16 protein-coding genes are annotated in these 19,891 nt (G+C 43.4%); 8 read left to right on the top strand and 8 right to left on the bottom strand.

The genetic code is table 11. From position 1 onward, the window contains the following. Nucleotides 1–48 precede the first annotated feature (48 nt). A complete protein-coding gene (locus AC59JO_RS14540; RefSeq protein ID WP_413671123.1) occupies nt 49–1,683 on the bottom strand; it encodes an ABC-F family ATP-binding cassette domain-containing protein in 1,635 nt (544 codons plus the stop codon). 167 nt (nt 1,684–1,850) lie between these two features. Here AC59JO_RS14540 and AC59JO_RS14535 point away from each other — a divergent pair, with 167 nt between their 5' ends. The 6 genes from AC59JO_RS14535 (at nt 1,851) to AC59JO_RS14510 (ending at nt 7,103) form a co-directional block, all read left to right on the top strand. Next, nucleotides 1,851–2,192: a zinc ribbon domain-containing protein YjdM gene (locus AC59JO_RS14535; RefSeq protein ID WP_413669963.1), complete on the top strand. Its 342-nt coding sequence runs from the start codon at nt 1,851–1,853 to the stop codon at nt 2,190–2,192. 156 nt (nt 2,193–2,348) lie between these two features. Beyond that, a complete protein-coding gene (map, locus tag AC59JO_RS14530) occupies nt 2,349–3,113 on the top strand; it encodes a type I methionyl aminopeptidase (protein WP_497306123.1) in 765 nt (254 codons plus the stop codon). A gap of 570 nt (nt 3,114–3,683) precedes the next feature. Beyond that, nucleotides 3,684–4,277, top strand: a complete 594-nt coding sequence (locus tag AC59JO_RS14525; RefSeq protein WP_497306121.1) for an FMN-dependent NADH-azoreductase — start codon at nt 3,684–3,686, stop codon at nt 4,275–4,277. 8 nt (nt 4,278–4,285) lie between these two features. Further along, nucleotides 4,286–4,624: a YciI family protein gene (locus tag AC59JO_RS14520; RefSeq protein WP_413669966.1), complete on the top strand. Its 339-nt coding sequence runs from the start codon at nt 4,286–4,288 to the stop codon at nt 4,622–4,624. Between the two features lie 5 nt (nt 4,625–4,629). Next, complete coding sequence (locus tag AC59JO_RS14515; RefSeq protein WP_413669967.1) at nt 4,630–5,871, top strand: RNA polymerase sigma factor; 1,242 nt, start codon at nt 4,630–4,632, stop codon at nt 5,869–5,871. A gap of 191 nt (nt 5,872–6,062) precedes the next feature. Further along, nucleotides 6,063–7,103, top strand: a complete 1,041-nt coding sequence (locus AC59JO_RS14510) for a methyltransferase (protein WP_497306119.1) — start codon at nt 6,063–6,065, stop codon at nt 7,101–7,103. 39 nt (nt 7,104–7,142) lie between these two features. On the opposite strand, the gene AC59JO_RS14505 is transcribed toward AC59JO_RS14510, so the two are convergent. Continuing rightward, a complete protein-coding gene (locus AC59JO_RS14505) occupies nt 7,143–7,472 on the bottom strand; it encodes a DUF7677 family protein (RefSeq protein ID WP_497306117.1) in 330 nt (109 codons plus the stop codon). Nucleotides 7,473–7,905: 433 nt separating this feature from the next. After that, nucleotides 7,906–8,253, bottom strand: coding sequence for a bleomycin resistance protein (locus AC59JO_RS14500; protein WP_497306116.1), 348 nt, complete (start codon nt 8,251–8,253; stop codon nt 7,906–7,908). Nucleotides 8,254–8,438: 185 nt separating this feature from the next. Between AC59JO_RS14500 and AC59JO_RS14495 the strand changes: the two genes are divergently transcribed. Beyond that, nucleotides 8,439–9,053 (top strand): DUF1349 domain-containing protein, encoded by a 615-nt coding sequence (locus AC59JO_RS14495; protein ID WP_497306114.1) that lies wholly within the window; start codon nt 8,439–8,441, stop codon nt 9,051–9,053. A gap of 419 nt (nt 9,054–9,472) precedes the next feature. After that, nucleotides 9,473–11,062, top strand: coding sequence for a ribosomal protection-like ABC-F family protein (gene abc-f / locus AC59JO_RS14490; RefSeq protein ID WP_497306112.1), 1,590 nt, complete (start codon nt 9,473–9,475; stop codon nt 11,060–11,062). Between the two features lie 164 nt (nt 11,063–11,226). Here abc-f and AC59JO_RS14485 read toward each other — a convergent pair whose 3' ends face one another. The 5 genes from AC59JO_RS14485 to AC59JO_RS14465 form a co-directional block, all read right to left on the bottom strand. Next, nucleotides 11,227–12,315, bottom strand: coding sequence for an efflux RND transporter periplasmic adaptor subunit (locus AC59JO_RS14485; RefSeq protein WP_497306110.1), 1,089 nt, complete (start codon nt 12,313–12,315; stop codon nt 11,227–11,229). A gap of 4 nt (nt 12,316–12,319) precedes the next feature. Then, entirely contained in the window at nt 12,320–15,571 is a 3,252-nt protein-coding gene (locus AC59JO_RS14480) for an efflux RND transporter permease subunit (protein ID WP_497306108.1), read from the bottom strand. A gap of 7 nt (nt 15,572–15,578) precedes the next feature. After that, a complete protein-coding gene (locus AC59JO_RS14475; RefSeq protein ID WP_497306106.1) occupies nt 15,579–16,973 on the bottom strand; it encodes a TolC family protein in 1,395 nt (464 codons plus the stop codon). Nucleotides 16,974–17,130: 157 nt separating this feature from the next. Further along, the gene (locus AC59JO_RS14470) at nt 17,131–17,526 is read right to left on the bottom strand and encodes a hypothetical protein (protein ID WP_497306104.1); all 396 of its coding nucleotides are present in this window, start codon (nt 17,524–17,526) and stop codon (nt 17,131–17,133) included. 102 nt (nt 17,527–17,628) lie between these two features. Then, a complete protein-coding gene (locus AC59JO_RS14465; protein ID WP_413669979.1) occupies nt 17,629–19,890 on the bottom strand; it encodes a response regulator in 2,262 nt (753 codons plus the stop codon). Between the last annotated feature and the right edge of the window lies 1 nt (nt 19,891).

Below are 19,891 nucleotides of genomic sequence, written 5' to 3'. Positions count from 1 at the left end.
CCTGCAAATAATTGCAGGCTTTTCTTTCAGAGCAAATCACACTAATTTCTACCCCTGCTCAATCTGCTTCAAGCTATCCATTTTCTTGTAAGCCAAAAATCCTTTAATATCCTCAAAATGTTCGCGGACGCGTTTATTGCCAAACTCGAATACTTTTTGCACCAATCCGTCAAGGAAATCACGATCGTGGGATACCAGGATCAGCGTTCCGTCAAAATCTCTTAGGGCATCTTTGATAATATCTTTGGTCCTCATGTCCAAATGGTTGGTTGGCTCATCCAGGATCAATACGTTTACAGGTTCCAGCAGCAGTTTAATCATGGCTAAACGCGTTTTCTCACCGCCCGAAAGTACCTTTACCTTTTTGGTGGTATCATCGCCGCTGAACATAAACGCACCCAAAAGATCTTTGATCTTTACAGTGCCATCACTTAATGGGATTTGGTCGATGGTATCAAACACCGTTAAATTCTCGTCTAATAAGGCCGCCTGGTTTTGGGCAAAGTACCCGATCTTGGCATTATGACCAACTTTTAAAGATCCTTCAAAATCAATCTCGCCCATGATAGCTTTGATCATGGTTGATTTACCTTCACCGTTTTTACCAACAAAAGCCACTTTTTCGCCTCGTTCAATCACCATGGCAGCATTCTTGAATACAACATGATCACCGTAGGTTTTGGTCAGGTCTTCAACCATTACCGGGTACTGGCCCGAACGTGGCGATGGTGGAAACTTCAATCGTAAGGCAGATGTATCCACTTCGTCGATCTCGATAACCTCGAGCTTTTCGAGCATTTTTACACGAGACTGTACCTGTAAAGTTTTAGAGTATGTACCTCTGAACCTATCAATAAATTCCTGGTTATCGGCAATAAAACGCTGCTGTTCTTCGTAGGCTTTGAGTTGATGTACCCTGCGCTCGGCACGTAACTGGAGATAGTGGGTGTATTTGGCCCTGTAATCATAGATCCGGCCCATGGTAACCTCAATGGTACGGTTGGTGATGTTATCAACAAAAGTACGGTCGTGAGAGATAACCATAACTGCCTTTGCCGAATTCACCAGGAAATCTTCCAGCCATTGTATACTCTCAATATCCATGTGGTTGGTAGGCTCATCCAGCAAGATCAAATCCGGTTTTTTCAACAAAATTTTAGCCAGCTCGATACGCATGCGCCAGCCGCCCGAAAATTCGGAAGTTTGACGGGTAAAGTCTTTGCGTTCGAAACCTAAGCCCTTCAGCACCTTTTCAACCTCTGCATCATAATTCACCTCTTCCTGCGAATAAACTTTTTCGCTCAGCTCCGATACCCGTTCAATCAGTTTCATGTAGTCGTCACTATCGTAATCGGTGCGGATGTTGAGTTGCTCATTCACTTCATCCAGCTCCTTCTGCATTTGATTGGCTTCGTCAAAAGCTTTCATCGTTTCTTCAAAAACGGTAACATTGTCCTGGGTGAGCAAATGTTGCGGCAAATACGCTATCACCGCGTCCTTAGGGCCGGTTACATTGCCGGTAGTGGGCTTAGCAGCGCCGGCGATGATTTTGAGGATGGTTGACTTGCCTGCGCCATTCTTGCCCATCAGGGCTATTTTATCATTCTCGTTTATAGAGAAGGTTACATCGCTAAATAAGGTGGTTCCGCCAAAAGAAACGGAAATGTTATTGACATTAATCACTGTATGGATATATTGAATTTTGCGCAAAGATAAGTGAAAGACACAGAATTACGGCAGAAGGATATAAACACTTGAATGCTCTCAAACGAAACCTTTTTGCGGCATGGAATCGCTTAGTTTTGGCGCTATCCGGTTATTTTTTTAGTTTTACTCCGTAAAGTTTTAATATGACAGAGCTATCTCCTTGCCCAATATGCAAATCTACCTTCACGTATGAAATGAACGGCCTACTGGCCTGCCCGGAATGCGGCCATGAGTGGACGCCTGAAGAAGAAGACAATAGCTCGGGCGATCAATTTGTTGTGAAAGATAGCAACGGCAATATTTTGCAAAACGGCGATGCGGTGGTGATCATAAAAAACCTTCCGGTAAAAGGTTCGCCCCAGGGCATTAAGGCCGGAACTAAAGTCAAAAACATTCGCCTGGTAGACAGCGACCATAACATCGACTGCAAAATAGATGGATTTGGTGCAATGGCGCTTAAATCTGAATTCGTAAAAAAAGCATAAGTACTGATAACTTTTACACGTGGCGAAACTTCAACTTTAATCAATATTATTTAACTCAAGCTTTATTTGCCGGAACCCCAGTGTCATAAACTGACATTCAGCGAACGCTACCCAAAGCATTAATTGCTAATTTTGCAGCACATAAAAAATTAGCAAATGTCTATATCCACCGAAAATGAGAGAATTGGTATGCAGGAAGCCAGTGATGCTGTAGCCATTACGCTTAAGAAGATGCGGGAGTATGCCAAACCAGGAATCTCCACCAAAGAACTTGACGACTACGGCGGCGAATTACTGGCACAATTAGGCGCACGTTCCGCTCCTTTGCTAACCTACAACTTTCCGGGGTTTACTTGTATCAGCGTTAATGAAGAAGCTGCCCACGGCATCCCATCAGCTGATAAAATCCTTAAAGAGGGCGACCTGGTAAACATCGATGTATCGGCAGAGCTAAATGGCTTTTGGGCCGATAACGGTGGTTCTTTTGTATTAGGGCAGGATATTCATGGTCATGGCAAACTGGTGGAGGCATCAAAAGATATCTTAAAAAAAGCGATCAGCAATATCAAAGGCGGTGTCAGGATTTCGGAGATTGGCAGGTTAATCGAAACCGAAGCTAAAAAAGCCGGCTATACCGTTATAAAAAACCTCACCGGCCATGGTGTTGGCCGCAGCCTGCATGAAGAGCCGCATGAAATTGCCAATTTCTGCGACAGGTATAACACTGCCCGTTTTAAAAAGAACTCGGTGGTAGCTATAGAGACATTCATCTCAACACGATCAACAATTGCCGAAACACAAGCCGACGGCTGGACGCTGCTCGGTAATAAAGGTGGCTTTGTGGCACAACACGAGCATACCATTATGGTAACAGGTGGCCAACCGGTGATATTCACTGCACAGAATGGTATTTGGGATTAACCCTGCCTACGATCTCTGATTCTGCATTTCAAATCTTCTTTAAAAGCGTTCATATTAAGAGCCATACCGTCTACCCATTACATAATAAATAAAGAATGTTCCCGTCAGCAGGTAAGCTTCGGGTGAAAGCGGGCAGAACAATGCCGGCCATGAGCGCATGAAGGGGCATAGCAAGTTTTTGCAGAAGCATTGGGAAAGCGCGAGCGTAGCGGGGCAAAATAATTGCAGCCCGTGGTTCTGACCGCTTTGCAGGGCAAAGGCCTGTGCGCAAAGAAGCCTATCTGCTGACTTGACTTTTTGGATACTTTTGTGTCAAGACAAAAGTATCTGGCCCCGCGCGGCCAAAAGCGCGACGATGTAAATCTATAGAACAAAGCCTTTTGCCTTCCTGCAGGGGATTGCTTTGTACCCCACAATGACGAGGCGGAGATGTCACTGTACCTTCAGAATCTAACGGATTTAAACACTCAGCATGAACGCCTTTTATTTATTATCTTTTTAAGATATCAAACTGTCATGTCCCCATTTCTAAAAACCGATCGTCATTAGCGTAAACAATACTATTAAAACATGAAAAGTGCATTACACATTATTTCAAGTGCGCGTGGCGGGCAGTCATACAGCAAGGGGCTTAGCACTGCCATCATTAATAAGCTTATCGATAAAAATGAAGTTAACGAGGTAGTAGAAAGGGATTTAACCAAATTACCTCCGCCGTTTTTGGATGAAGCATTGATCTGGGAGTTTTACAAATTTCCGGAGATGATTGACGAAAAAGGAGAGCAATTGCTTAACTACGCCAAAGCCATTTTTAATGAGATGAACCAGGCTGATATCATTGTCATAAGTACACCAATGCATAACTTCGGGATCTCTTCGCTTTTAAAAGCCTGGCTCGATCAGCTGGTGCGGGTGGGCGTGAGCTATAAGTTTAACGCGGATGGCACAAAAACCGGATGCCTCAATAACAAAAAGGTATATTTGGCTATAGCTTCCGGCGGCAGACTGGCAGACTGGCCCCAGGAGTATGAGTTCATTGAATCATACATAAAAGCAGTATTTAGCGCCTATACAGGGATTACCGACATTTGTACATACAGGGTTGAAGGCACTGCTGAACAAAACTTCAAAGTCGATTACGAAGACATTATACAAAATCTTTAGTTTCAGATATGAAAGAGTTCATGTTAATTTTCAGGCTGAAAAATATTGATGACTTTAAACCTACGCCAGAGCAGGTGCAGGAACGTTTGAACTGGCTGGCCGGTATCGCTGCACAAAATAAACTGGTTGACCAGGGCAATTCGCTCTTACCGTTCTCCGGAACCGCAGCAACAGTACAGGATGGTGGCGTGGTAACCGATGGGCCATATACCGAGATTAAGGAATTTATAGTAGGCTATGTCATTATAAGGGCTGAAACAATTAATGAATCGGTGGAAATGGTTAAAGACTGTCCGGTCTTTAAACTTGGCGGCAATGTAGAAATAAGGGAGGTTTTAAAACGTTAGCGATATTGAGGGCAAAGCAATTAAATAACATAACTTTATTGGGTGATCTTTACAGGCAGGAATACCTGAAGATGATTGCCATGCTATGCCATCATTTTGGATTGGAGCACATTGAAATTGCCGAAGATATTATTGGCGAAACTTTTCTTAAAGCATCTGAAAACTGGGCTATTACCGTCGTGCCGGAAAACCCGGCCGCCTGGCTTTACACTGTTGCCAAAAACAAAGCGAAAGATCATTTAAAGCGCGTTACACTTTTTGACACGAAGATTGTTGCCAACATTAAACACAACATAACGGAAGCCGAACCTGATGTTGAATTTGAGGACGAGCATATTGGCGATAGTCAGTTAACAATGGTCTTTGCTGTTTGTGATCCGGCCAATTCTACAGAAAGTCAGATCTGTCTGGCGCTCCAGATCCTTTGCGGTTTTACGGTAGAGGAAATAGCCAATGCTTTTCTGACCGGGGTGGAGACCATAAAAAAACGCTTGCACCGGGCAAGGACCGCCCTTCGCAATAATCCTTTTCAGATCAGGGCGTTGAGCGAGCCCCATATTATGTTTCGCTTGGATACAGTTCTTAAAACCTTGTACCTATTATTCAATGAAGGGTATTTTTCAAAAACCAATGATCAACTCATCAGGAATGAGCTATGTGCAGAGGCGATAAGACTGGCACTCGTCCTTACAGAAAACCCCATAACTGATACGGCACAAACCAAAGCGCTGCTGGCACTGATGTGTTACCAAAGCTCGCGGATTGAAGCACGTACCAATAATAATGGCGAAGTTGTTATTTATGACGATCAGGATCAAAACCGATGGAATAAAGACCTCATTGAAAAAGGCAATTACTATCTTGTAAATGCCTGCCAGGGTAACCAGGTATCAAAATATCACCTTGAGGCGGGTATCGCCTACTGGCATACAAACCCTGCAGCTCTCAACAAGTGGCAGCATATTTTACAACTTTATAATCAGCTTATCTTAATAGCATATTCGCCTGTAATTGCATTAAACAGGGCATTTGCCATTGCCATGGTATACGGAAATGAAAAAGCCATACTGGAGACAGAGAAGCTAAAACTGGCAACCAACGATCATTATCACAAATTATTGGGATACCTGTATGAAACGGTAGACCTTGATAAAGCAATCGAACACTATTCTCTTGCCTTACAATACATCAAAACGAAAGCAGTAAAAAATGATTTGATTAAAAAAATAGAACAGTTAAAGCGCTAAGCATAGATACAGGAAAACAAGCTTTTTAAAACTAACAATCTAAAAATAAGGCAAATAATATTACCCCCAACTATAAAAACTCTTTATTCTTAAATAAAATCGCTGTACTTTTAAGTAACTATATTTTACCCGCCCGGGTAGAATTTGCCGAAAGGCATTACCAATTTTTTAAACCGATAATTACTAAAAAAATGGAACAGCAACCTAACCAACCATCGCCAGAAAACATCATGAAAATTGGCACAGGATTTTGGGCTTCAAAAATTCTGTTAACCGCCGTGAGTTTCCAGTTATTTACCAAACTTGCCGAAAAGGGTACGATGAGTGCAAAAGATGTTAAGGACATCCTAAAACTTAATTGCACCGACAGAAATGTCTTTGATTTTTTAGATGCTTTAACTGTATTTGGCTTTTTAAAGCGTGAAGGAATCCTTGATACAGCAATTTACTCAAATACCAATGATACCGATACATTTTTAGATAAAAATAAGCCATCATATATCGGTGGCATCCTTGAAATGATGAACAACCGCCTGTATACATTTTGGGGGAACCTGGGTGAAGGGCTGCTTACCGGGCTTCCGCAAAACGAAGCAAAGAGAAGTGAGGACTTTTTTGGCTTAATATATTCAGACCCTGAAAAATTAAAGGAGTTTACCAATGCCATGAGCGGCATCCAGATGGGTAATTTTATGGCCTTCGCTCAAAAGTTTGATTTCACAAAGTATAAAACGTTGGTTGATGTAGGGGGCTCGGCCGGGTTGCTTTCGATAATGGTAGCCAAGCATAATCCACACATGCGTTGCACCAGTTTTGACTTGCCACCGGTTGAACCTATTGCAAACGCTACCATACAACAATTCGGGTTATCCGATCGGGTAAAAACGGCAAACGGCGACTTTTTCACCATGCCAATACCCAGCGCCGATATTGTTGTAATGGGTAATATCCTGCATGACTGGAACGAAGAAAATAAAATGGCCCTAATGAAAAAAGCTTATGATGCCCTTCCTGTCGGCGGGGCATTCGTAGCTATTGAGGGCATTATTGATGATGAAAGAAAACAAAATGTTTTTGGCATGATGATGAGCTTAAATATGCTTATTGAAACAGGGACTGGCTTTGATTACACGTTTGCCGACTTTAACAGGTGGGCTGATATTGCAGGGTTTCAATCAACCGCAATTATTCCGTTAACAGGGCCATCAAGTGCGGCAATTGCTTACAAATAAACAAAGGTAGCACTAATAGGGATAAAGCTGGAGTCCCCGCTATATCTTTTTTCTTTCATCCTTCAATGATGGCGGTTCATGAAGCTCAACCTCCCAATAATCAAAAGGAGGTTCCACAATGAATGAAGGGTCGCAGTACGCCCGAAGATAGTCTGTCGCTCTTTTTTCTGCATATTTAGCATTCAGAACTTTTCCGGCATCATCCAGTTCAATTACATTGGCATTAATGGCAAACACCTGTTCTATAGCACTTGGTTCATTGCCATACAATGAGAGATAATCAATTCCCTCAAGTGTATTCTGAGTTCCGCTTGCCATGAAGTAGGCAAATGTTCTTAATGCCCCACTGAAAGAGTTACTTAATTTCATGCGATAAATCTATCACGTTTTTAATAAATGGGAGCAATAATAAAATCTTCAGGTCAATTCTTTACCTTTCTTAATCTTCTCCTAAACCGCGATGCCAGGGATTCCAGATCGTGCTTTTGAATATCTTCGGGCTTATGAAATTGGGATAGAACGAGGGCTTTTGACAGTTGAATAGTGCCGTTGGTAGTTTTTACAAGAACGTTATCTCCACGTTCCGAATGATTTTTATAATTTCCAATTTGAGGATCAACGCCCGCGAGACGCATTAATAATTCAACTATAGCATAGAGCGGTAATGTGTTTTGCGACATACATTAGCTTGTGTTGTTTAACACTAAGTTAAGTATATTTTAACAAATAATAAATATTACAATCAAACACGTTATTATTTAACATAATTTTCATAATGTCATCGTATGCTTTAAATGATATTTCATTCCCTGTAATCAGCAAAGTAGAAGATATTACCATTGTTATCAACAACTGCAAATTGACGCAATCCCCAGGGCATCATCCGCAAAGCACCGTTCGGATGGATTAAGTCTGATTGTTGATACTCATTATAAAGCTGCTCTATATCGGTTACATAAATATAGCAGCCCATGTTGCAGCAGGTTTCCGGTTCATTACAGGGAAATAAATGCACATTAATGCCATCACGGCTAAATACCAGGTAACCATTATGGCTATCACAAAAGGTAAAGCCTAATTTTTCGGTGTAGAAAGCTATTGTTTTAGCTTCATCAAGCGAGGCTAATATTGGTGTGGAACGTTTAAACATTACTGTAAGGCTTGATTAACGCAATCCTAATTTACAACTATCAGCCGATATCAACCTATCTGTGCAATAACCTAACGGACTTTTGTTATTTTAATATTTTGTAAAAAAATATCCCATCGCTAAAGCCGGAATTGAAATCCCCTGCAGGCTCCTGCACGTTCTTTATAAATCATAAATTTACCGCCATGAAAAAACTAACCTTTTTAACCTTATTTGCCCTGCTCAGCAAATTTGGTTTAGCACAAAACTTAAATACTATGCAATGGTACAGTAAACCTCAAAAATCATCAATAGAAGGAAGTGCGCTGCACATGACCGTTGACCCGGCAACCGATTACTGGCGGGTAACGCATTACGGCTTTATCCGGGACAACGGCCCTTTTTACTTCACCGAACAGGAAGGCGATTTTGAGGCAAGCGTAAAAATTACCGGAGCCTATAAAGAATTGTTTCACCAGGCCGGCTTAATGGTACGGATAGATAACAAAAACTGGATCAAAACGGGCATCGAATATGTCGACGGCGTTCAAAATGTAAGCGCAGTAGTTACCCGTGAAGTATCAGACTGGTCGGTAGTGCCAAGGCATGACAGCCCTAAATCTGTTTGGTTAAAATTGCTGCGCAAAGGCGATTTTGTGGAGATCAAATACTCGTTCGATGGCGAAAAATATGATATGCTCCGCCTGGCTTATTTCCCACCAAATGTAAAAGCCATGATAGGCATGGTTGCAGCAGCCCCCGGCAAACAAAGCTTCGATGTAAAGTTTGAAGACTTTAAAGTGCAGAAGGTGACGAAGTAGTTTTAAAAGGGTAAGATATTTCAGAAGGTTCGTATAAAGAGTAATAGCCTATAAAAGACAAGAGAGAGTTTAAGGCGTTGGTGCTGCGCGATTCCTCCCTTGGGAGGGTGTAGGGAGGAGTTTCTGCGAGATGACTTGTCGTTGCAAAGGTGCATAAACCCCTCCCTGCCAACACACAATCCTAACGCGCCCCCCCCTGGGGAGGGAATTGTTAATTCATGGGCTATTACTGTATGGAGCCTACTATCAGCTATCTAATTGATTTTCGTAATCAAGAAGGCTAAATTTGATATAAAACACTACCTTTGCCCCGGTAACCAACCATTCCCTTTATGTGATAAATAATTTCTTTCAGGACAAATAACACAGTGCCGTTGCTGCAACGCCTGCAATTATTCACCTTTTTCAAGAAAGAAATTATGCTTATTCTTCACGATATTACCTATATACACCCTAACCGTGATCTTTTATTTGCCGGTATTGATCTCGTAGTTAACAAACATGATAAAATTGCCCTAATAGGCAATAACGGCACCGGAAAATCGACCCTGCTTAAAATCCTGGCCGGAAATCTAAAGCCAGCCGGCGGTGTGGTTAAAACTGATTCGCGGCCATACTTTGTTCCACAGATCTTCGGGCAGTATAACGAATTTACCGTTGCCGAAGCCCTGCAAATAGCCGATAAGCTAAACGCCCTGCAACAGATCCTCGACGGTAATGTAACCGACGAGAACATGACCATACTCAATGATGACTGGGCCATTGAAGAGCGCTGCACCGAAGCGTTTATTCACTGGCAGCTTACCGACATCGATCTGGCACAAAAAATGGGCTCGCTTAGTGGTGGTCAAAAAACAAAGGTATTTTTGGCAGGTATAGCCATTCATCGCCCTGATATAGTTTTACTTGACGAACCAAGCAATCACCTGGATGTCGTCGGGCGCAAACTGCTTTATAACTATATCCAAACAACAAATAATACTTTGTTGGTAGTTAGTCACGACCGTACCCTGCTTAACCTGCTCAACACGGTTTGTGAACTCAGCAAACGCGGCATAACCGTTTACGGCGGCAACTATGATTTTTATGCCCAACAAAAGGATATTGAAAGCGAGGCACTGAATCAAGATGTAAAAAGTAAGGAAAAAGCACTTCGTAAGGCCAAAGAAACAGAACGGGAATCTATGGAGCGGCAGCAAAAACTGGACGCGCGCGGCAAAAAGAAGCAGGAAAAAGCCGGCGTGCCCACCATCATGATGAAAATCCTGAAAAACAGCGCCGAAAAAAGCACCTCAAAAATGCAGGGTGTACACACCGAAAAAACCGGGGCTATTGCACAGGAACTAAGCCAGCTGCGCAGCCAACTGCCTGATATCGATAAAATGAAGATGGACTTTGATAACTCCGCTCTTCATAAAGGTAAAGTGTTAATAACCGCCAGGGAGCTGAATTTTGGATATGATGGGCAATCACTTTGGAACCCGCCGCTTAGCTTTCAAATAGTTAGTGGCGAAAGATTAGTGATCAGGGGGGCAAACGGCTCTGGCAAAACTACGCTCATAAAGATGTTGCTTAGTCAACTGGAACCCCAATCCGGGGTGATTGAACGTGCAAAAGTTAAAGCCATTTATATCGATCAGGATTACTCACTAATCAATAATAAGCTCAGCGTTTACCAACAAGCAGAAGAATTTAACTCCGGTGCATTGCAAGAGCATGATATCAAAATTCGCCTTAACAGGTTCCTGTTTACCCGCGAGGATTGGGATAAACCGTGCAGCGCACTTAGTGGCGGCGAAAAAATGAGGCTGATGCTTTGCTCATTAACCATCGGCAACCAGGCACCTGATATGATCATCCTGGATGAACCTACTAATAACCTCGATATTCAAAATATTGAAATATTAACAGCTGCGATTAGTGATTATCGCGGTACGCTGATCGTAGTATCGCATGATGAGTATTTTTTAAAGCAGGTTAATGTAGAGCGGGAAATTTTGATAGGGTAAAAAATAAAAATGTCATTTCGAAACGAGGAACGAGTGAGAAATCTTATACGTCGCGCTGATCGTGTCTGATCAACATGGTATATAAGATTTCTCCTCGCCCTATCTCACAACCCTACCCACTGTTCGTTCGAAATGACATTTTTTATTAAAAATTGGAGCTATTTCTAATTAATCACCGCTCCATCCTTTACCTCATCACTTGCGTTTTTAAGAATAGTGTCATTGGCTTTCAGGTTACCGAATACCTCTGTCGAATCATGTCTTGTAAGCCCTTCCTTGATATCTGTTAAAACGGCTTTGCCATTTTTAACTGCAATCACATATTCCCGCTCGGTAGAACGGATAATGGCGTTATTGGGAACCAATAATGATTTTGCACCCGACAGCATCGGGATCTTTACTTCGGCATACATGCCCGGCTTCAATATTCCATTTTGGTTTTGCACATCTATTTCAATAGCTTCGGAACGCATGCTCCCTAAGGCATTGGCCGAGCGACTGATCTTTGCTGTTTGTTCCTGTCCCGGCATAGCGTTAAACGTAAATTTTACCTGTTGTTTCAGGTCAACTTTATCTACGAAATCTTCGGGGATATAAACCTCTAAACGCAGTTTGCGGGTATCCTGCAAAATAAGCATAGGCAGGTCTGTACCTTTACCCGGAGCCACTAAAGCTCCCGGAGATACGTTACGCTGAATGATCATACCATCAAACGGCGCGCGGATGTTCAGGTAATCCTGCATGGTGCGTACAGATGCCACGATTGAGCTTTCTGAACGGGCCATCGCATCATCAGCCTTCATTTTTGACAAGGCGTTATCCAGCTCAAGCGGAGATACTGAGCCCGGCTCTTTCGCGGCTTCTTTTAAGCGCTGATATTTTTCCTTACTGGCAACTGCATTTTCCTTGGCCTGCATATATCGCGAATCCGCAGCCTGCAGTTGCGATTCCATTTCGGGAGCCTCTAAAGTGACTAACAACTGCCCTTTTTTTACCAGCGTACCGCGGTCAACAAAAACGGTTTTCACAAACCCGTTTACTTTAGGGAACAAGTTTACTTCGTTATAAGGTTTTAACTGTCCCGGTAGGCGGGCTTCGCTCGACAGTGCTTTTTCTGACACTTTACCGGTTTCATACTCAGTTGCTTTTGGGGTGGATTTTTTGTTTTCTGTAAGGTCCACCGGTTTTTGATTGCCTGCACATGCGGCCATCAGGCTGATACTGCTTAGCAGTACGATATATTTTAGTTTCATGATATTAGCTGTTGGAAGTTTCAAGTTGTTGCGGTTGGTTAACGTTTACATCCTTTAACAGGGATGGGGAATCATAAGTAGTTTTTTGCTGAACCCAGGCAAATACCTGCGGCAGTATAAACAGCGCGGCCAAAGTTGAGGCAAACAAGCCACCTATCACCGCGCGACCCAACGGCGCGGTTTGTTCCCCGGCTTCACCCATACCCGACGCCATCGGGATCATACCGGCCATCATGGCCAAACTGGTCATAAGGATTGGCCGCAACCTGATAGAGGCACTAGTAATGGCCGCCCTTGTGGAGTCTTTATAATCCAGCCTCAATGTTTCGGCATTAGTCACGATCAGGATAGCGTTTGCTACCGATACCCCTGTCGACATGATCATACCCATATAGCTTTGCAGGTTAAGTGTTGAACCTGTAAGCAGCAATGCCGTTAACGAACCTAATATTACCGCGGGCACGGTAGATAACACCGTAAGGGATAATTTGAACGACTGGTAATTGGCAGCCAGCAGTAAAAAGATCACCAAAATGGCAAACATCAAACCGTTTTGTAAGCTATCAAGCGTTTCAGTCAATAAGCTCGACATCCCTTTAACTTCCGCAATCAACCCTTTAGGAGGCGCACCAACCGATTTAATTACTTTTTGTACCGCGGCGGTAGCTGTACCCAAATCTTTTTTATAAATATTAGCACTCACAGTTAAAAAGCGGCGCGGGCCGGTTCGGTCGTATTCGCCGGGAACGTAGTTAACCTTAAAGCTGGCAATATCGCCCAATACCGGTGTGCTTTGGCCTTTTACCAGTGGAATTTCCTTCAGCTCATCCATGGTATTCATCACATACTCCGGAATTTGCACCTGCACCTGGTAGGTATAGGCCGATTTATCATCCAACCAAAGGTTTTTCTCGGTGAAACGGCTTGATGAGGTACTGGCTGTAACCGAGCGGGCAACATCTTTAATATCCAGGCCCAACTGCGCTGCCTTCAACCTGTCGAGCGTTATAGCAACTACGGGAAATTTTAAAGGCTGAGTGATTTGCACATCCCGCAGGTAATCTATCTTTTTAAGACCGGCTAACACTTTATTGGCATAGCCCTCTATCTGTGCCATATCTTTACCTGCTACCCTTATTTCAATAGGAGTAGAAGCTCCCTGGCTCATGATCTTCTCGGTCATGTCGATAGGTTCAAAAGTGATGCGCAAATCAGGTAAGCGCGATGCTATATTTTTACGTAACGCATCTTTAAGCTCATCCATGTTGATATGGTAATCTTCATCAAGGTTAACCTGCAATACGGCCTCGTGCGTACCGGTATTAAACACATAAAGGTTACTGGTACCGTAGCTGCTGGGCACAATGCCCACATAGCCTGATGTAATTGCCACGTGATGGTTAACCGTACTGTCGATGATCTGTAATACCTGTTTCAGCCCATCTTCGGTACGTTCAAGCCTTGTACCGTCCGGCTCTTTGATCCTGATCTGGAACTGCCCGTTGTTAAGTTTCGGCATCATATCCTTACCAATGGTAACAAAGCAAATACCGGCAAGCGCCAGCACCACAACAAGGTAAACAGGTACAATTATCCGTTTATTTGGCATCCATTTTTTGAGGATGTTCATGAAGCGCATTTTTATCCGTTCAAACAGGTCGTTTTTTTCCGGGTGTTGTTCTTCCTGCTGCAGGTGATGGTTTACCTGCCCTTCCTCTGGCCTGTCCATAGCTTCGCCAGCATGGGCGTGCAGTTTGCCATGCTCGTAATGCTGATATGTTTCGGCCTTGATAAGCCAGTTCGACATGATGGGCACCAGCGTTTGCGCTATAATGTACGATACGATCATGGTTAAACCGATAGACAACGACAGCGGCAGGAACATGGCCTTAGGTACGCCGTTCATCATAAATGATGGCGCAAACACGGCCAGGATACAAAGCAAGATCAGCAACAGCGGAAAGGAAATTTCCTGGCAGGCGTCAAAAATTGCCTGTGCTTTACTTTTACCCATCTCCAGGTGTTGGTGAATGTTCTCTATGGTCACCGTGGCCTGATCCACGAGGATGCCGATGGCAAGCGCCAGTCCGCTCAGGGTCATGATATTGATAGTTTGACCGAATAAGCCAAGCAACAGTACGCCCAATAAAATAGATACCGGGATGGTGATCACTACGATCAAGCTGCTTCGCCAGTCGCGCAAAAACAGTAACACCATTAAGCCTGTGAGCAGCGCTCCTAATCCACCCTCTGTTAACAAGCTTTTTACCGCGTTTATCACAAATATAGATTGGTCAAACTCGTACGAGATCTTAACATCGTCAGGCAAAAGGCCCTGAATTTCCGGGATCTTCTTTTTCAAAGCCTGCACCACGCTCCAGGTACTGGCATCGGCAGTTTTTACCACCGGCAGATAAACGGAGCGCTTACCATTGATCAAAGCGTAATCCACAGTAACGTCGGTAGCATCGGCTACCCGTGCAACATCTTTTACTAAAATGGGTACACCGTTTTTGGTTACCACAGGGATATTACCAAACTCGTCGGTTTGATTAATCAACGTGTTAACGGTAGTTACAAACATGGTATTACCTAACCTCAGGTTGCCCGAAGGCGACATTACGTTGAACTTAGCCAGCGCGCCCACTACCTCATCGGGGGTAAGGCCATAACTTCTAAGTTTGTTAGGATCAACATTTAAGGTGATTGACCTTGCGTTTGAACCAAACGGCGGAGGAGCCGATAAACCCGGAACTGTTGCAAACATCGGCCTTACCTTGGTAGCAGCCATATCGTAAATGTCCTTCAGGCTGCGATTTGGCGCCGACAGCACCAACTGCCCTACGGGTAACGACGAGGCATCAAACCTTATCACCTGCGGCGGCAATGCTCCCGGAGGGAAAAAGCTCATTACACGGCTTACCTGTAAGGCTACCTGGGCCTGTGCTTCGGCCATATCTGTGCTTTCGTAAAAACTGAGCTTCACCATGGTTAGGCCCTGAATGTTTTTACTGGTGATGCTCTTGATCCCGTTCACATACAGAAACTGATCCTGCAAGCGGGTTGAAAAGAAGCCCTCCATTTGCTGGGGCGACATGCCCCCGTATGATTCAATTACATAAATGGTGGGCAGGTTTAATTTGGGAAAAATATCTATTGGTATATTGATAGCACTAAGCACCGCGAAAATGAGCAGGCTTAAAGTAACCACCACCGTTGTGATGGGCCTTTTAAGTGCGGATGTGACCATTGACATAGCTAAATTATTTTAAAAGGTTTAATACAGAACTTACCTGGTTTTCGGTAATGGCTTTCTGGAACAGTGCGTTCGAGTAAGCATATTTAGCCTGTACATAATCGGTTTCGGCGCGGTAAAGGATGTTTAGCGCGGCATTGAGTTCTATGATATCGGTTAAGCCGTTTTTATACAACGACAGCTTTTGGCGATAGCCATCAGTCGCGGCTTTAAGCTGATGAGGGATCTCCAGCAAGCGTTCGTGCGCAGTTTGCAGTTCCACATTTGATTGATTGGCGCTTACTGCCAGCAATTGCTTTTGCTCTTCCAGCTTTTTCCGGGTATAATCGGTATTGGCGCGTTGCGTGCGCAATTTTAGCTGACGGCGGCGGATATCAAACAGGTTATAGGAAACACCTATGCCTACCAGGTAATTGTTCCTGTCGAAACCCCAGCCACTACTTAAGCTATTAAAATGATCGTTAGCATCAACACTTGAGCCCCTGCCCCAAACTGCACCCTCGAGCATTATTTTAGGATTGTAACTTTTACTAACAAGTTTTTCCCGTTGCAGGCTATTTTGATACACTGATTTATAGTAGTTGATCAGCGGATGATTAGCGGTGTCAACTTCGGTTGGCAGCAGGTTGTTTTCGGAACTGATCAGCTCCTGCTCAAGAGTGGTATCAGGTACAATAGTTTGATAAGGCAAGCCACTAATAGCCGACAATTGCAACTGAACCTGTTTTAACTGGTTATTGAGCTCAATATAATTTAAGCGGGCTTTAGATAGCTCAGCTTCTGCTATACTGGTATCAACCCCGGCACGTACCCCGCTTTTAGCAAGCGATTGCACCGAGCGCCGGATCTCTTTGTTACGGTTGATATTACGGGCCTGGATAGACAGGAAATTTTCCAGTTTCAACAACAGCAGGTAGCTGCCAATGGTATATGCCTGTAGCTGGTACTTTGAATCAGCAAACTGGTTCTGTTGCACCTGGATATCAGAGTTGGCCACTTTATTTTGAGCGCCATAAGCTCCGAAGTTATAGATCTCCCAGTCGAGCGCGGCTACTCCTACATTAGCGGATACTTTGGTAGTGTTGCTTTCAGGGCGCACACCTCTTGAGTTTGACGGGATAATACCAAAGCCAAAATACGGACCGGTAACGTTGTTGTTGGTGCCATAGTCGGCCTGGTAATTTAATTTAAGGTTGGGCAGCCAGCTGCTGCGGGTTTCGGTAGCTATGGCTTTTTTTATGGCTATCGCCGCCGAATCGGTTAGCAGGGTTGGGGCGTTTTGGTTTACGCTATTGAGCAACGTTTTTAAGCTAACCGGGGTACTATTTTGCTGCTGCGCATATGTACAGGCTGTTATGAGCAGACTGATCAACAGGCAGCAGAACTCTTTTGAAATTCGCATGTTTTGATTTTCCGAAATATGCTTACCGGTAAATATCACCGCTGTTGATCATGAATGCAGATCAATGGCAGCAGAAAACCATACCGGTAAACGATGGATAATTATTTGAAAATGATCGATGACGTAGCTAAAGGCGGAGGGCCTTCAATCATTCAGATCAAATGCGAAAAGTGCAAAGGGAAAGAAAGGTATATTGATATCGAGGTATAAGTCCGAAGTTCCGGATCAATTGCTTTGGATTGAATTTCCAAAGCTGCAATGCAAAAAACAGCAGTATAAAACTGCTTACAACAGCACTGATCAAATCGGTAACCGATTTCTTTTCTTCAAGGGTTGATTTATCAGGCCTTTGAACATAGCTTGATTCATTGAAGCTACTGCCTACAGTTTCGATTTTTCGTTTAAAAACTGAATTAAACGCTGTTGAATGTGTGCTTCTTAACTGCGTTAAGCGGGGGAGGAAAAAAACGTGGCTGCTTGCAATGAGCAAATAGAAAATCATTACTGACATTACCAGCAATGATTTTGAAGCCTCATGTTTCCTCTTTTTCAATATAATTAACTTGTGCTGTACAAAAATGAAAAAAAATGTCAATTTGTTTTGCAAAAGTATTGTTGCAATTATCAACTTAACGATGGGCCATACTAACTCATTTTAAGCGTTCGAACGCACTGTAGCTTTATTAGTCATTGTCGTATGCCATTTCGAAAGCTTATTCATCAGCTCATCGAGCTTTACAGGTTTGCTGAGATAGTCATCCATACCGGCCTGCAAACAATCCTGCTCATCACCGGTCATAGCGTTAGCGGTTAGTGCTATAATAACCGGCTGCTTAATATCTTCCTTCCGGATTACCCGGGTGGCTTCAAGCCCATCCATAACCGGCATCTGCATATCCATCAAAATAAGTCCATAATCATTTTGATAAAGTGCTTCTATTGCCTCAAGTCCATTTTTGACAATGCCCGGCTTATAGCCCATTTTACTTAAAATGTGCTTAATAACATGCTGGTTAATCTCATTGTCTTCGGCAATTAAAATATTAAAGGGATACTTATCACTAAAGTCGACCGAAAGTTTGGTTTTAACCTGTTTGTCATCATTTTGGCCCGAACTGCTTTTAAGCGCCATGAAAACCTGCTTGCCAAGCACCTGTTGCTTTATTGGCTTACTCATGATAGAAGTGAAAAGCGCCCGCCTGTCTTTGATAAAATCTTCGCCAACTGAGCTTAATAGTATAATGGGCAGGTGACTGTACTCATCTTTTATAATTTTTGCCAGCATAGCACCGTCCATCACGGGCATATGCATATCGGTAATAACCAGGTCGATATCTTTGTTCTTTTGCAATATCACCAATGCTTCAGCACCAGATTCGGCCGTTACTGCTTTAAGGTTCCAGCTATCAAACTGCCGCTCAAGGATAGACAGGTTAGTATGGTTATCATCAACCACTAATATTTTTTTGCCGTGTAATTCTACAAGATCAAAGCTTGCCGGCTGCTGATTTGATACATCTCCGGGATAAGCATTTATCGTAAAAGTAAATTTTGCACCTACACCGGGTAAACTTTGAACGCCTATGGTACCGCCCATTAGTGTAACCAACTTTTGGCAAATTGCTAAGCCTAAGCCTGTACCGCCATACTTGCGGGTGGTAGATGAATCAACCTGTGAAAATGCGCGAAACAGGCGGTGCAGTTTATCTTTCGGAATCCCAATACCGGTATCCCAAACATCAAACTGCAATTTCAGCAAACCATCGGGCTGCTTTTCAAGGCAACCCACATGAATGCCAACTTCGCCTCTTTCGGTAAACTTAATGGCATTATTTACCAGGTTTATCAGCACCTGCTTAAGTCGTAACGGGTCACCGATAATGCAGGGTGACACCTCTTCATCTATCTCGTAAACCAAATCAAGCCCTATTTGCCCTGCTTTAACAGCAAACATATCCATTACATCTTCAATGCTTTGCCGCAGGCTAAAATCTTCCTGTTCAAGATCGAGGCTACCTGCTTCTATTTTCGAAAAATCAAGGATATTGTTGATCACATGGATCAGTGTTTCGCCGCAGTTGATAATGGTTTCCGTAAACATCCGCTGCTCATCATTAAGCTCGGTTTCATTTAGCAGCGCCGACATACCGATAACCCCGTTCATAGGTGTACGGATTTCGTGGCTCATGGTGGCCAGGAATATACTTTTTTCCTGGTTAGCCTGATCAGCCGCCAGGCGGGCTTTTTGAAGTTCCTGGTTTGAGTAATGAAGCTCCTGATTTGCTGCCGCTAAAACTTCCTCGTTATATTTGCGCTCAAGCGATAACTGGGCTTCGCGCTGCAAATCGGCCATTTGCAGGGTTTGCACAATTCTTAATTCATTGTATTTGCGCAGCTGGTATGCCCAAAGGCCGCATATGAACATAATAACCCCGGTAAGCAATATGTGGATTACAAACGTTTGAAGGTCAAAATAATTAAGCTGAGTAAAAAATATGTTCCCAAACCCTATGTCCTGCAGGTAACTAAAAGTAGCATGATGTATAATAACTACTATAAGCAGGGGTATTTGCAGCCTCCAGTTTTGGTAGGTGATAAGCAGGGCACTTGAAATAAATGCGAAAAAGTGCATTTCAAACATCCCGTGCATTTGGTAAATATACTGGGCCATGAAAATGCCTAACACGGCAGCCAGCACATACTGATATAAAGAAGATTTGGGCAAGGCTATTTTTGCAGTATAATAAGCCAACAGACAAAGGCCGCCAACACCAAAAGCTATGAGCCAGGTATCATAAAAAAAAGCCAGTGCCAGGCCAACGGCAAAATGCAGGGGCAGGAAATAATCCATCAACCGGTCTGACCGGTCCTTGATCTCAGTTTGAAAATTGATGTTATGAGCTATAGCTGCTGTCACT

The organism is Mucilaginibacter sp. A5337, from assembly GCF_059690695.1.
This window is presented reverse-complemented; position numbering and strand designations above follow the sequence as displayed.

Excerpts from the sequence above, each read along its gene's own strand:
- AC59JO_RS14525 (WP_497306121.1), top strand. The coding sequence starts at position 3,684 with ATGAAAAGTGCATTACACATTATTTCAAGTGCGCGTGGCGGGCAGTCA.
- AC59JO_RS14500 (WP_497306116.1), bottom strand. The coding sequence starts at position 8,253 with ATGTTTAAACGTTCCACACCAATATTAGCCTCGCTTGATGAAGCTAAA.
- AC59JO_RS14510 (WP_497306119.1), top strand. The coding sequence starts at position 6,063 with ATGGAACAGCAACCTAACCAACCATCGCCAGAAAACATCATGAAAATT.
- AC59JO_RS14480 (WP_497306108.1), bottom strand. The coding sequence starts at position 15,571 with ATGTCAATGGTCACATCCGCACTTAAAAGGCCCATCACAACGGTGGTG.
- AC59JO_RS14535 (WP_413669963.1), top strand. The coding sequence starts at position 1,851 with ATGACAGAGCTATCTCCTTGCCCAATATGCAAATCTACCTTCACGTAT.
- AC59JO_RS14520 (WP_413669966.1), top strand. The coding sequence starts at position 4,286 with ATGAAAGAGTTCATGTTAATTTTCAGGCTGAAAAATATTGATGACTTT.
- AC59JO_RS14475 (WP_497306106.1), bottom strand. The coding sequence starts at position 16,973 with ATGCGAATTTCAAAAGAGTTCTGCTGCCTGTTGATCAGTCTGCTCATA.
- AC59JO_RS14485 (WP_497306110.1), bottom strand. The coding sequence starts at position 12,315 with ATGAAACTAAAATATATCGTACTGCTAAGCAGTATCAGCCTGATGGCC.
- abc-f (WP_497306112.1), top strand. The coding sequence starts at position 9,473 with ATGCTTATTCTTCACGATATTACCTATATACACCCTAACCGTGATCTT.
- AC59JO_RS14505 (WP_497306117.1), bottom strand. The coding sequence starts at position 7,472 with ATGAAATTAAGTAACTCTTTCAGTGGGGCATTAAGAACATTTGCCTAC.
- map (WP_497306123.1), top strand. The coding sequence starts at position 2,349 with ATGTCTATATCCACCGAAAATGAGAGAATTGGTATGCAGGAAGCCAGT.
- AC59JO_RS14495 (WP_497306114.1), top strand. The coding sequence starts at position 8,439 with ATGAAAAAACTAACCTTTTTAACCTTATTTGCCCTGCTCAGCAAATTT.